Source organism: Planococcus salinarum, assembly GCF_007004625.1.
Lineage (GTDB): Bacteria > Bacillota > Bacilli > Bacillales_A > Planococcaceae > Planococcus > Planococcus salinarum.
Genome location: NZ_VIFV01000025.1, coordinates 12,458 through 25,262 on the forward strand (window position 1 = coordinate 12,458; position 12,805 = coordinate 25,262).

Annotated in this window: 12 protein-coding genes; all 12 read left to right on the plus strand. The window is 48.8% G+C overall.

Features of this window, described 5'->3' with window-relative positions; genetic code table 11:
• Positions 1–102 precede the first annotated feature (102 nt).
• The 12 genes from rnmV to mfd all read left to right on the plus strand — a co-directional run bounded on the left by rnmV (position 103) and on the right by mfd (position 12,805).
• On the plus strand, positions 103–663 hold the full coding sequence (rnmV, locus tag DIJ65_RS12645; RefSeq protein ID WP_117302918.1) for a ribonuclease M5: 561 nt from the start codon (positions 103–105) through the stop codon (positions 661–663).
• Complete coding sequence (gene rsmA, locus DIJ65_RS12650) at positions 660–1,538, plus strand: 16S rRNA (adenine(1518)-N(6)/adenine(1519)-N(6))-dimethyltransferase RsmA (RefSeq protein WP_117302916.1); 879 nt, start codon at positions 660–662, stop codon at positions 1,536–1,538. The genes rnmV and rsmA overlap by 4 nt, the downstream gene beginning before the upstream one ends.
• 161 nt (positions 1,539–1,699) lie before the next feature.
• Positions 1,700–1,963: a biofilm formation stimulator Veg gene (gene veg / locus DIJ65_RS12655; RefSeq protein ID WP_071152415.1), complete on the plus strand. Its 264-nt coding sequence runs from the start codon at positions 1,700–1,702 to the stop codon at positions 1,961–1,963.
• Between the two features lie 411 nt (positions 1,964–2,374).
• Positions 2,375–3,238: a 4-(cytidine 5'-diphospho)-2-C-methyl-D-erythritol kinase gene (gene ispE / locus DIJ65_RS12660; protein WP_117302914.1), complete on the plus strand. Its 864-nt coding sequence runs from the start codon at positions 2,375–2,377 to the stop codon at positions 3,236–3,238.
• Positions 3,239–3,294: 56 nt separating this feature from the next.
• Positions 3,295–4,122: a pur operon repressor gene (purR, locus tag DIJ65_RS12665; RefSeq protein WP_071152414.1), complete on the plus strand. Its 828-nt coding sequence runs from the start codon at positions 3,295–3,297 to the stop codon at positions 4,120–4,122.
• A gap of 1 nt (position 4,123) precedes the next feature.
• Positions 4,124–4,498: a RidA family protein gene (locus tag DIJ65_RS12670; protein WP_071152413.1), complete on the plus strand. Its 375-nt coding sequence runs from the start codon at positions 4,124–4,126 to the stop codon at positions 4,496–4,498.
• Positions 4,499–4,654: 156 nt separating this feature from the next.
• The gene (gene spoVG, locus DIJ65_RS12675; protein WP_071152412.1) at positions 4,655–4,939 is read left to right on the plus strand and encodes a septation regulator SpoVG; all 285 of its coding nucleotides are present in this window, start codon (positions 4,655–4,657) and stop codon (positions 4,937–4,939) included.
• Positions 4,940–5,439: 500 nt separating this feature from the next.
• On the plus strand, positions 5,440–6,813 hold the full coding sequence (glmU, locus tag DIJ65_RS12680; RefSeq protein WP_117302912.1) for a bifunctional UDP-N-acetylglucosamine diphosphorylase/glucosamine-1-phosphate N-acetyltransferase GlmU: 1,374 nt from the start codon (positions 5,440–5,442) through the stop codon (positions 6,811–6,813).
• 13 nt (positions 6,814–6,826) lie between these two features.
• On the plus strand, positions 6,827–7,789 hold the full coding sequence (locus DIJ65_RS12685; protein ID WP_117302910.1) for a ribose-phosphate diphosphokinase: 963 nt from the start codon (positions 6,827–6,829) through the stop codon (positions 7,787–7,789).
• Positions 7,790–7,886: 97 nt separating this feature from the next.
• Positions 7,887–8,537, plus strand: coding sequence for a 50S ribosomal protein L25/general stress protein Ctc (locus DIJ65_RS12690; RefSeq protein WP_117302908.1), 651 nt, complete (start codon positions 7,887–7,889; stop codon positions 8,535–8,537).
• Positions 8,538–8,644: 107 nt separating this feature from the next.
• On the plus strand, positions 8,645–9,208 hold the full coding sequence (gene pth / locus DIJ65_RS12695; protein WP_117302906.1) for an aminoacyl-tRNA hydrolase: 564 nt from the start codon (positions 8,645–8,647) through the stop codon (positions 9,206–9,208).
• Positions 9,209–9,271: 63 nt separating this feature from the next.
• Positions 9,272–12,805, plus strand: a complete 3,534-nt coding sequence (gene mfd, locus DIJ65_RS12700; RefSeq protein ID WP_117302905.1) for a transcription-repair coupling factor — start codon at positions 9,272–9,274, stop codon at positions 12,803–12,805.

Here is a 12,805-nt window from a genome sequence, read left to right on the forward strand (position 1 = left end):
CTGCAAAACAGCTAACCCATGCTATTGCAACGATTTTGCGCAGGAGCTGACTTCAGTTCAACTTAAACTAAAACAAACAGCTTTGAAACGAGGAACATATATATGAAGATAAAAGAAGTGATCGTGGTCGAAGGAAAAGATGACACCGTCGCCATCAAGCGCGCGGTGCAGGCAGACACCATTGAAACGAACGGGTCGGCTATTTCTGAAGAAACCCTGCAAAAAATAGCACATGCCGCTGCCAAACGGGGTGTAATTGTTTTCACCGATCCCGATTATCCCGGCAGGCGGATCCGTGCTATCATTGAGGAATATGTGCCGACAGCCAAGCATGCATTTTTGGCGAAAGAAAAAACCATTGCGAAAAACGGCAAAGGCCTGGGCATCGAACACGCCAAAGATGAAGACATCCAGGAAGCGCTGGCTTCGGTCCATACGCTTTGGAACAATGAAACACCACCCGAAATCACTTTGGAAGACTTGCTGACGGCCCGTCTCATTGCACACCCGCAGGCAAGACAACGGCGCACAGAGCTCGGCAACCAGCTGCAGATCGGCTATACGAATGGCAAGCAGCTTGCCAAACGTCTCCATATGTTCGGCATCACGAAACAGCAATTCATTGAAGCGGTGCAGGCGCTCAATCAGGAGGAACTCAAATGATGAAAGATATTGCTACACCTATACGGACCCAGGAAATTATGGCGAAACACGGGTTAACCGTGAAGAAAAGCCTGGGCCAGAACTTTCTGATCGACCCTAACATCTTACGGAAAATCGTCAACCAGGCAGATTTGACCAAGCAATCCGCAGCGATTGAGATAGGCCCTGGGATAGGTGCATTGACTGAGCACCTGGCGCGCGCATCCGGCAAGGTCCTGGCTTTTGAAATTGACCAGCGGCTGCTGCCGGTGCTTGAAGATACGCTGTCACCTTACGACAATGTCAGCATCGTCCATTCAGATATCCTCAAAGCGGATGTGGCCGAAGCCATCGAGAAAGAACTGGCAGGCTACGAAGACATTATGGTAGTCGCCAATTTGCCGTATTACGTCACCACGCCGATTATCATGAAACTATTAATGGAGAAGTTGCCGATTCGCGGCCTGGTCGTCATGCTGCAAAAAGAAGTGGCGGAGCGGATCACTGCAAAACCGGGAACCAAAGCATACGGTTCCCTGTCGATTGCCATCCAGTATTATACGGAAGTCGAAATGACCCTGACGGTGCCGAAAGGCGTCTTCATGCCGCAGCCCAATGTCGACTCCGCTGTTATTCGCATGATTAAGCGTCCGACGCCGCAGGTAGAAGTCATCGATGAGGACTTTTTCTTTAAAGTGACGAGAGGTTCTTTCGTGCAGCGCAGAAAAACCATCTTCAACAACCTTCAGGTGGTAATGCCGGCAGGAAAAGAAAAGAAAGAGCTTATTCTGAAAGCATTGGAAGAAGCGGAGATCGACCCGATTCGACGAGGTGAAACGCTGTCGATCAAAGAATTCGGAGTGCTTGCGGACAAGCTGTACAGCTATTTCGCCTAAAAATCGATAATCTGTTGAAAAACGGGCACAACTCGCAAAAAAAATGGATATTTCGAATAAATAAATATTGACACCAAGCGCATTCAGAGATAAAATTAAAAATTTATTTGACAATTTGGGCATTTTGTAGTAAGGTTTATTTATAGTGAGGTGTAGACAAAATGCCCAAAACTTTGGCGGATATTAAAAAGTCGTTGGATTTGCATTTAGGGAAACGATTGCTGTTGAAAGCAAACGGAGGTCGCAAGAAAACGGTCGAACGTGCCGGAATCCTGCGCGAAACATATCACTCCGTGTTCGTAATTGAGTTAGATCAAGATGAACATGCATTTGAAAGAGTGTCCTACAGCTACGCGGACATCCTGACAGAAGCAGTGGAAATCACTGTGTATGAAGGTACAGAAGATGCTTTAGTCGTTAAATAATTGAACTATATCCTTAATTTTTCTTTGTAGCCCCTCCCTTGCCGTCTTCGGCAGCGCAGGGGCTTTTTGTTTGGGCAAAAAATATTTTTTTAATAGGTTGGATGGACGGCGCCCAGCCCCTCGGGTCGTAAGCCAGCCCAGCTGCGCGGCCAAGGCCACTTCGCTGGTCTTCTTATGCCTTTCGGAGCTAAACGGGCCCGTCGCTTTTCTAGTGTCCAGACTCCGGCGGCCCAGCCCCTCGGGTCATAAGCCAGTCCAGCTGCGCGGCCAAGGCCACTTCGCTGGGCCGTCTTACGCCTTTCGGAGCAAAACGGGCGCCGTCGCTTTTCTGCTTTCTTTTCCCAAAAACTCCCCATTTCACCTCCATGTGTTAAAATAGTCTTCATTAGAATATAAAAGGAGGCAGTGGAGATGCTCTATGTGAAAGCGCCTGCCAAAATCAATTTAACATTGGACGTATTACATAAAAGACCTGACAATTACCACGAAGTCGAAATGATCATGACCACTGTGGACCTTGCAGACCGCATCGGGCTGAAGGAAACTGAACGGGGAATCCACATAGAGTCAGCTGACCGCTTTGTGCCGAATGATTCACGCAACCTTGCCTACCAGGCGGCAAAGTTAATCAAAGATACATACCACATCAAATCCGGCGTCATCATCAAACTGGACAAACAGATTCCGGTTGCTGCCGGACTTGCCGGTGGCAGCAGTGATGCAGCCGCCACCCTGAAAGGCTTGAACAAGCTGTGGAAGCTCAATTTGTCCTTGGATGAGCTGGCCGAACTCGGCACGAAAATCGGTTCGGATGTGGCGTTCTGCGTTTACGGGGGCACAGCACTCGCGAAAGGCCGCGGAGAAATTATCCAGCAGCTTCCCGCTCCACCCAATTGCTGGGTGATCCTGGCCAAACCGACAATCGGTGTTTCCACTGCCGAAGTCTACGGTGCATTTGATGTCAATAAAGCTGAACATCCGGATACGCGGAAAATGGTCGAAGCCATTGAATCGAAAGATTATGCCGCTGTCTGCGCGAACCTGGGGAATGCGCTGGAAAGTGTAACGCTGTCCCTTTATCCGGAAGTGGCGCAAATCAAAGAACAAATGAAAAAATTCGGCGCGGATGCTGTGCTGATGAGCGGCAGCGGGCCGACCGTCTTTGGACTGGTGCAGCAGGAAGCGCGCATTCCGCGCATTTATAACGGGCTTCGTGGATTTTGTGCAGAAGTATATGCGGTAAGATTGGTCGGCGAGCGGGACCCACTTGCTTAAAGACGGATAATTATGGTAAGTTTTCTATAAAACATTCGTGTTTAGGAGAGTGGAATATGAAGTGGAAACGCAGTGAACGTTTAGTCGACATGACGCATTATTTATTGGAGCATCCACATAAATTGATTCCGCTGACGTATTTTGCAGATTTGTACCAATCGGCAAAGTCATCGATCAGTGAAGACCTTGGAATCGTCAAGGAGACCTTTGAGGAAAAAGGCATCGGTTTATTGGCCACTGTGCCGGGCGCTGCAGGGGGCGTGAAATATATCCCGAAATTGCAGGAACCGGAAATCAGAGGCATCATGCAGGAACTCATCAGTGAATTGAGCCATTCGGATCGGTTGTTGCCGGGCGGTTATCTCTACATGACGGACGTACTTGGCAATCCTGATATGATGAATCGCGTAGGCAAAGTTTTTGCTACGGCATTTGCGCATCATAAAATCGATGTCATCATGACGGTTGCGACAAAAGGCATTCCAATCGCCCACGCCATCGCCCGCCATCTGAATGTGCCGGTCGTCATCGTCCGCCGCGACAGCAAAGTCACCGAAGGCTCCACGGTCAGCATCAATTACGTGTCGGGTGCATCCCGCCGTATCCAGACAATGGTTTTGTCGAAGCGCAGCATGAGCAGCGGACAGCGGGTGCTCATCACTGATGATTTCATGAAAGTCGGCGGTACAATGAACGGCATGAAAAATCTTCTGGAAGAATTCGAGTGTACGCTTGCCGGCGTTGCCGTGCTGGTGGAAGCCGAACATACAGATGAGCAGCTTGTCGAAAAATACCTGTCCCTCGTTAAATTGCGTGAAGTGAGCGAAAAAGAACGGAAAATCGAGTTGCAGGAAGGCAATTATTTCTCGGATGGAGGAGTTTGATATGAAATACGTAGCTACTGAAGGAGCGGCCGCAGCGATAGGCCCATATTCACAGGGGATTGTTACAGGCAATATGTTTTACAGTTCAGGACAGATCCCATTGACACCTGCGGGGGAACTTGCCGCAGATTCGATTGGTGAACAAACCCATCAGGTTTTCGCCAATCTGAAAGCGGTACTTGCCGAGGCAGGCTCATCTCTCGATCATGTCGTGAAAACAACGGTTTTCATCAAGGACATGAACGATTTTGCTGCAATGAATGAAATCTATGCTTCTTATTTCGGTGACCACAAACCGGCCCGTTCCACAGTGGAAGTGGCCAGGCTGCCGAAAGATGTGAAAGTTGAAATCGAAGTTATCGCGAATGTTAAATGAAGAGATGAAGCTGCCTTTTACAGGCAGTTTTATTTTTTTATCATAAAAACAAAATATTCTAATAAATTTTGTAATTTATGAAGGAGATTAGTCCTTAATAGCGAATACCATAAAACAGGTCCAAAAATTGCATCTTAGGGGAGAGGTGATGAAAGAATGGAAGTTACTGATGTGAGGTTGAGAAGAGTTCAAACGGATGGCCGTATGAGAGCAATCGCTTCCATCACCCTGGACAACGAATTTGTTGTGCATGATATTCGGGTGATTGATGGAAATGATGGTTTGTTTGTAGCGATGCCAAGCAAAAGAACTCCGGATGGTGAATTCAGAGATATAGCACATCCGATTAATTCTGGAACGCGCAACAAACTTCAGCAAGCTGTGTTGACCGCGTATGCACAAAGTGAAACTGACCCTGTTTATGAAGAAGCCGGGGTATGATACCAAACGACAAAAGAGCCCTCACATGAGACAGGCTCTTTTTTGTTTGGAGAAAAATTCCGTTGTCCAGTCTCCGGCGCCCGGCTCTTCGGGTCACCCGAAAGACGGTTCGGCTGGGCGGCAAAAAGCGGCGAACAGCTGGACTGGCTTCGGAACATGAAAGGGCGCACCAGCTTCATCGCCCCGTGTCGTCCGAACTTCCTTCGCGCAACTTCCGGTTGAGCCGGCGCTCGCGCTTTTCTCATTTGTAATGGGATTGTCATGGCTGCAAACCTTGAAAAATCAGGGTTTTTCCGATATAGTTAAGAAAAGCGGGGACGACGTCATAGCCTTATGGCAATGCTGTTATATCTAATAGAGAGAAAATGCATGCCTCTGTTTAAAACAGAAAAATGCAATGGAATATGCCGCAACGGCTTTTTTTTGCGCTCAGACGCATTGGTTTTATTGGTTTCAAGCAAGAAACTCGGAAATAAATCTGATAGACGGAGGATCGATACATGACGAATACATATGCAGTAATACTGGCGGCCGGACAAGGTACGCGAATGAAATCCAAATTGTATAAAGTGTTGCATCCGGTATGCGGAATGCCGATGGTCGAGCATGTAACCGGCAATATCTCAAAGCTTGGTGTCGAAAAAATCGTTACAATTGTCGGTCACGGTGCGGAAAAAGTACAGGACCAACTTGGTGACAGCAGCGATTACGCACTGCAGGAAGAGCAGTTGGGAACGGCGCATGCTGTTCAGCAAGCAGCTTCCCTGATCGAAGGGAAAGCGGGGACGACATTGGTGGTTTGCGGAGATACACCGCTGATACGCACGGAGACGATGCAGTCATTGCTTGACCATCACAGTTCTACCCAAGCCAAAGCGACCATCCTTACAGCGATTGCGGATGATCCTGCTGGCTATGGCCGGATTATCCGGGATGGCAGCGGCCAGGTGTCGAAAATCGTCGAGCAAAAAGACGCCACGCCGGAAGAGCAGCAGGTTAATGAAATCAACACGGGCACTTACTGCTTTGACAATGAAGCATTGTTCGAAGCTTTGAAACTCGTTTCAAATGATAACGTGCAAGGAGAATATTACTTGCCGGATGTTATCGAAATCCTGCAAAAACAAAACGAAATCGTCGCGGCATACGCCACGGACAGTTTTGATGAAACCCTTGGCGTCAACGATCGTGTGGCTTTGAGCCGGGCGGAGAGCATCATGCGCGTACGGATAGCTGAAAAACATATGCGCGGAGGCGTTTCCATCATCGACCCGTCTTCCACATATATCAGTGCAGAAGCCCAAATAGGGGCGGATACGGTGATTTATCCGAACGTCATGATTGAAGGCCCGACGGTAATTGGCGAGGACTGCTTCATTTCTTCCAACAGCCGCATCGTTTCGAGCATTATCGGAGACCGCACTGAAATCCGTTCTTCCGAAATTTACAACAGCACAATCGGCACAGACACGGCTGTCGGGCCGTTCGCCCACGTGCGTCCGGACAGCAACCTGGGCAATGAAGTCAAAATCGGTAATTTTGTCGAAGTGAAAAAATCCGAAGTTGGCAATGGCAGCAAAGTTTCCCACCTCAGTTATATCGGTGATGCGGAAGTGGGCACAAACGTAAATATCGGCTGCGGCACCATCACAGTCAATTACGACGGCAAAAATAAGCACCTCACGAAGATTGAAGACGACTCATTTATCGGCTGCAACTCAAACCTGATTGCACCAGTTACCATCGGCAAAGGTTCCTATGTAGCGGCAGGCTCTACGATTTCCAAGGATGTCCCCGATGACGCCCTGGCAATTGCACGGGCCCGCCAGGAAAATAAAGAAGGCTATGCTTCAAAATTAAACGCGAAAAAATAGGAGGCACACTTTAATGGGTTATCAAAATGCAGACAGTAAACTGAAAATCTTTTCATTGAATTCGAATAAGGAATTAGCAGAGGAAATTGCAGAAAACGTTGGAATTCCACTCGGAAAGAGTTCGGTTACACACTTCAGTGACGGAGAAATTCAAATCAACATCGAAGAAAGCATTCGCGGCTATGACGTCTTTATTGTCCAGTCAACTTCTCAGCCCGTCAACGAAAACCTGATGGAGCTGCTTATCATGATTGACGCGGTAAAACGTGCTTCAGCCCGCACCGTCAACGTGGTCATCCCATATTACGGTTATGCACGCCAGGACCGCAAAGCACGTTCACGTGAGCCGATCACTGCGAAGCTGGTGGCGAATCTTTTGGAGACGGCCGGAGCTACACGTGTGGTTGTACTGGATCTGCATGCGCCCCAAATCCAGGGCTTCTTTGATATTTTGATTGACCATTTAGTGGCAGTGCCCCTACTCTCGGAATATTTCCTGAACGAAAGCGGCATCGACCTTGAAAACGTCATCGTCGTTTCGCCTGATCATGGTGGCGTGACGCGTGCACGCAAAATGGCAGACCGCCTGAAAGCCCCGATTGCCATTATTGATAAACGCCGTCCGCGCCCGAACGTAGCTGAAGTAATGAACATCGTCGGCAATGTCGAAGGCAAGACAGCGATCATCATCGATGACATTATCGACACCGCAGGCACGATATCGATTGCGGCCAGTGCTTTGATCGAAAGTGGAGCGAAAGAGGTTTACGCTTGCTGTACACATCCGGTGCTTTCAGGTCCAGCTATTCAGCGCATCGATGATTCGGTCATCAAAGAATTGATCATCACCAACTCAATCGCTTTGCCGGAAGAAAAAAATTCTCCGAAAATCAAGCAATTGTCTGTAGCTAAGCTATTGGCGGAAACGATCGTTCGCGTACACGAACAAAAATCAGTCAGCACGCTATTCGACTGAGCAGAAAACCCATGCCCATGCGCCCCGGTTTGATGTTAGCGGAGTAAGGGTATATACTAACTATGGACATTTATAAAATTTGGAGGGTGAAATTTATATGGCTACAAAAATGAAAGCACAAAAAAGAGAAAGCGGTACACCGAACTCAGCACTGACAGAACTGCGAGGCAAAGGCAACGTACCAGGAATCGTTTACGGCTATAAAGCTGAAACCACTCCACTTACTGTAGCAGAAATAGATTTGATCAAAACGCTGCGCGAATCAGGACGCAATGGTGTCATCAACCTGGAATTGGATGGCAAGACTTATAATGTGGTCTTAAGTGATTATCAAATGGACACTTTGAAAGGCAATTTCAAGCATGTCGACTTTTTGGCAATCAATATGTCCGATGAACTTGAAATCGCTGTAACTGTCCACACAGTGGGCGAAGCTGCCGGTGAAAAAGAAAACGGCATCGTGAACCAGCCAAACCGCGAAGTTCACATTAAAGTGAAGCCTTCGGAAATTCCGGATTCAATCGATGTGGATGTCAGCAAACTAGAAATCGGCGATCACCTGTCTGTTGGAGATATCCGCGATACGGTGGCGTATGAAATTCTTGACGAAGACGATTTCCTATTGGTATCTGTAACAGCACCACGTACGCAGGAAGAAATCGACGAGCTTGAAGAAACTACTGAAACTGAAGGCGCTGAGCCGGAAGTTGTCGGAACTGAAGAAGACGAGTCCGAAAAAGAAGCTTAAAATTACAACAGAAGAGAACGGGGACTGTCTTCTGGCAGTCCCCATTTTTTCATTAACAGCAGCATATGATAAAATAGACAGCAGTGAACAGCAAAGGACGAGTTGCGATGAAATTGATTATCGGCCTGGGCAATCCAGGCAAAACATACGAGCAGACCCGGCACAATATCGGCTTCCACGTGATTGACCATTTGGCATCGAAGTGGAACGCCCCGTTGGCACAGGCGAAATTTAAAGGCATGCATTCAGTCATTCACCGACCGGAAGGCAAAGTGATGCTGTTGAAGCCGTTGACGTACATGAATTTATCCGGTGAAAGTGTCAGTGCGGTGATGGACTACTACGATATCGGCATTGATGATATCCTCGTGATCTATGATGACCTGGACCTGCCGACCGGCCAATTGCGGTTGCGGCAAAAAGGCAGTGCCGGCGGACACAACGGCATCAAGTCACTGATCCAGCATTTGGGTACCCAGAACTTCAACCGGATCCGGATTGGGATAAGCCGCCCGCCGGCCGGCATGAAGGTGCCGGACTATGTATTATCCAAGTTTTCAAAAGAAGAAAGCGCGGATATCGCGGATGCTGTCCATAGGAGTGCAGAAGCCTGTGAATTCTGGCTTGCCAAACCCTTTATCGAAGTAATGACTAAATACAATGGAGCATAGAACTGCTTTGGCGCAAATTGCGTTCAGAGCTTTTTTCTGGTTCCTGGGAGAGGAGGAATCTTCATGAAGCCTATATTGCAGGCGTTTTCAGAGGATTCTCATGTACAAAACTTAATTGCCGATTTGAAGAAAGGGCAGGATCACCAGCTTGTTTCAGGATTGTCGGGCAGTGGCCGGACGTTATTTTACCGTACGCTGTATGCAGAGCTGGAGGCGCCGCTGTTGATTGTCACGCCAAATTTATTGCATGCGCAGCGTGTCTACGATGATCTGGTGAAGTTATTGGGGGAAGAGCTTGTCCATTTGTATCCGGCCGAAGAATTGATAGCGGCAGATGTCTCCTTCTCAGGGCCGGAATTGCGTGCCCACCGAATTGATACCCTGGACCATATGGCGAATACCGGAAAAGGTGTTTACATCACGCCGGTCGCCGGCTTGCGAAAATTATTGCCTACCCGGCAACGATGGGACGCCTCGACTTTACGGGTGGAAGATGGCGAAGAGTTGGATACGGACCAATGGCTGTTGAACCTGGTAGCCATGGGGTACACTCGCACGACGATGGTGACTGCGCCTGGTGAATTTGCGTTGCGCGGGGGTATTCTGGATATATATCCACTGAATTTTGAGCATCCGGTACGAATTGAATTATTCGACACGGATGTCGACTCTATCCGTATTTTCAACGCGGAAGACCAGCGCTCACTGAAAAAAATCACTTCATTATGCATTTTGCCGGCAAACGAACTGGTCCTTGATCAAACGCAGCGAAGCGCATTGGCGGACAGCATTGAGGAACAGTTGGCCATCACCTTAAAGAAAACTAAGAATGACGATACGAAAGAGTTGTTGTTTCAGTCTATTCAGCACGATATCGACACCCTGCGCCAGGGGGACATGCCGGATCAGGCAGCGAAATATGCATCTTTGGTGAAAACCCAATCCGCTTTTCTCGGCGATTATTTCCCGGGAAATGGATTTGTCTTCTTTGATGAACTGGGCCGCATCCAGGAAATGACGGAAACTCTGGAACGTGAAGAAGGCGAATGGATCGTTTCCTTGTTGGAAGAAGGGAAATTTCTGCAGGACATCAGCCTTTCACACACGTTTCGTGAAGTGATCAGCCGATTGGAACAGAAGATGACGTACCTGTCCCTGTTCGTCCGGACCTTCCCGATGGTCTCGGTCAAAAAATCCGTTGTCTTTTCCAGCAAGCCGATGCAGTCGTTCCATGGCCAGATGAATTTATTGCAGGGGGAAATGGAACGCTGGGTCATGGGGAAATTCCGTGTATTTGTCGTAGCGGATGGTGAAGAACGGCTGCAAAAAGTCCGTTCAGTGCTGGATGATTACGGCATTGAAGCGGAAATCATCACCCCATCGACTATCGTTCAGCCGGGCAAAGTTTATCTGGTGGATGGGGACCTCAGCAACGGTTTCGAGATGTCGCTGCAGCGCTTTGCGGTCATCACCGATTCCGAATTGTTCAAACAGCAGGCGAAGAAAAAAACGCGTGCGCAAAAACTGACGAACGCCGAACGCATCAAAAGCTATTCGGAAATCAAGCCGGGCGATTATATTGTCCACGTCCACCACGGAATTGGCCGTTACGTCGGCATCGAAACGCTGGAAGTAAAAGGTGTTCATAAAGACTACCTCCACATTGTCTACAAAGCGGACGATAAATTGTTTGTGCCGGTCGACCAGATTGACCTGATCCAAAAATACATTGCGTCGGAAGAAAAAGCGCCAAAACTCCACAAAATGGGCGGCGCAGAGTGGAAAAAGACCCGCGCGAAAGTGTCGAAAGCTGTCCAGGATATTGCGGACGACCTGATCAAACTATACGCCGAACGGGAAGCGTTGAAAGGCTTCTCCTTCACGAAAGAGCAGGACATGCAGCGGCAGTTTGAATCGGAATTCCCTTATGACGAAACGGTCGACCAATTGCGTTCGATCAATGAAGTCAAAAAGGACATGGAAAAAGAACGTCCGATGGACCGTTTGATTTGCGGCGATGTCGGTTACGGCAAAACGGAAGTTGCGATACGCGCAGCTTTCAAAGCGGTGCTGGACGGCAAACAGGTCGCGTTCCTGGTGCCGACGACCATACTCGCGCAGCAGCATTTCGAGACGATGAGTGAGCGCTTTAAAGATTATCCGATTGAAGTGGGCCTCATGAGCCGCTTCCGCTCGAAAAAGCAGCAGGCGGAAACTGTCAAAGGATTGAAAAACGGTTCAGTCGACGTTGTCGTAGGCACACACCGGATCCTGTCGAAAGATATGCAGTATAAAGATCTCGGTCTATTGATCATCGACGAAGAACAGCGCTTTGGTGTCACCCATAAAGAGAAGATCAAGCAGATGAAGACCAATGTCGATGTGTTGACCCTTACGGCTACGCCGATTCCGCGGACACTTCATATGTCGATGATCGGTGTCCGGGATCTGTCGGTAATCGAAACGCCACCGGCCAACCGTTTCCCTGTTCAAAGCTATGTAATGGAACAGAACGGAACCCTCGTGCGCGAAGCAATTGAACGCGAAATGGCCCGCAGTGGCCAGGTGTTTTATTTGTATAACCGGGTCGACGACATGACAAGGAAAGTGGAAGAACTGCAGCAGTTGGTGCCGGAAGCCCGCATCGGCTATGCGAACGGCCAAATGTCCGAAACCGAATTGGAATCGGTCATTCTCAGTTTCCTGGACGGCGACTACGATGTACTGGTGACAACGACGATCATTGAAACCGGTATCGATATTCCGAACGTCAACACGCTGATCGTCGAAAATGCAGACCGCATGGGCTTGTCCCAGCTGTATCAGCTGCGTGGACGTGTCGGCCGTTCGAGCCGTGTTGCCTACGCCTATTTCATGTATCAGCGCGATAAAGTGCTGACGGATGTCGCCGAAAAACGCCTCATGGCCATCAAGGAATTTACCGAACTCGGTTCCGGATTCAAGATTGCGATGCGCGATTTGACGATTCGCGGCGCGGGGAATCTCCTCGGCTCCCAGCAGCATGGCTTTATTGACTCGGTCGGTTTCGATCTTTATTCCCAAATGTTGGAAGAGGCGATCGAAGAACGCCAGAGCGGCATCAAAAAAGAGCCGGTTCAGGAAATTGAGATTTCGATTGATACCGATGCGTATATTCCGGATTCCTATATCAGCGACGGCTACCAGAAGATCCAGATGTACAAACGGGTCAAAGGCATAGATGAGGCGGAGGAAGTCGCGGAACTGCAGGATGAACTGATTGACCGTTTCGGCGATATGCCGCTGGAAACCGACCGTCTGCTCCGCATTGCACTCATGAAAGTGTGGGGACGCAGTGTGGGCGTCGAGTCGATCAAACAAAACGGCAAAAGGATTTCCATCAAGCTCACCGAAAAAGGCACAGCGGCTGTCAATGGCGGCAAGCTTGTCGAAGAATCAGCCGCCTATGGCCGTGCAGTCGGTTTCAGCATGGTCGGCCAACAGCTTGTGATGGCAATCGATGAAAATAAAACAGGCAAACACCATCCTTTCGATGTTCTGGAAGGGATGATGAAATTATTGCCGGAATCTCTCCGGGAAGTGGAAACGACAAATTAA

What these genes read in the sequence shown, in the direction of transcription:
- spoVG (WP_071152412.1), top strand. Translation starts at nt 4,655, where the DNA reads ATGGAAGTTACTGATGTGAGGTTGAGAAGAGTTCAAACGGATGGCCGT.
- mfd (WP_117302905.1), top strand. Translation starts at nt 9,272, where the DNA reads ATGAAGCCTATATTGCAGGCGTTTTCAGAGGATTCTCATGTACAAAAC.
- purR (WP_071152414.1), top strand. Translation starts at nt 3,295, where the DNA reads ATGAAGTGGAAACGCAGTGAACGTTTAGTCGACATGACGCATTATTTA.
- glmU (WP_117302912.1), top strand. Translation starts at nt 5,440, where the DNA reads ATGACGAATACATATGCAGTAATACTGGCGGCCGGACAAGGTACGCGA.
- rnmV (WP_117302918.1), top strand. Translation starts at nt 103, where the DNA reads ATGAAGATAAAAGAAGTGATCGTGGTCGAAGGAAAAGATGACACCGTC.
- pth (WP_117302906.1), top strand. Translation starts at nt 8,645, where the DNA reads ATGAAATTGATTATCGGCCTGGGCAATCCAGGCAAAACATACGAGCAG.
- rsmA (WP_117302916.1), top strand. Translation starts at nt 660, where the DNA reads ATGATGAAAGATATTGCTACACCTATACGGACCCAGGAAATTATGGCG.
- ispE (WP_117302914.1), top strand. Translation starts at nt 2,375, where the DNA reads ATGCTCTATGTGAAAGCGCCTGCCAAAATCAATTTAACATTGGACGTA.
- DIJ65_RS12685 (WP_117302910.1), top strand. Translation starts at nt 6,827, where the DNA reads ATGGGTTATCAAAATGCAGACAGTAAACTGAAAATCTTTTCATTGAAT.
- DIJ65_RS12690 (WP_117302908.1), top strand. Translation starts at nt 7,887, where the DNA reads ATGGCTACAAAAATGAAAGCACAAAAAAGAGAAAGCGGTACACCGAAC.
- veg (WP_071152415.1), top strand. Translation starts at nt 1,700, where the DNA reads ATGCCCAAAACTTTGGCGGATATTAAAAAGTCGTTGGATTTGCATTTA.
- DIJ65_RS12670 (WP_071152413.1), top strand. Translation starts at nt 4,124, where the DNA reads ATGAAATACGTAGCTACTGAAGGAGCGGCCGCAGCGATAGGCCCATAT.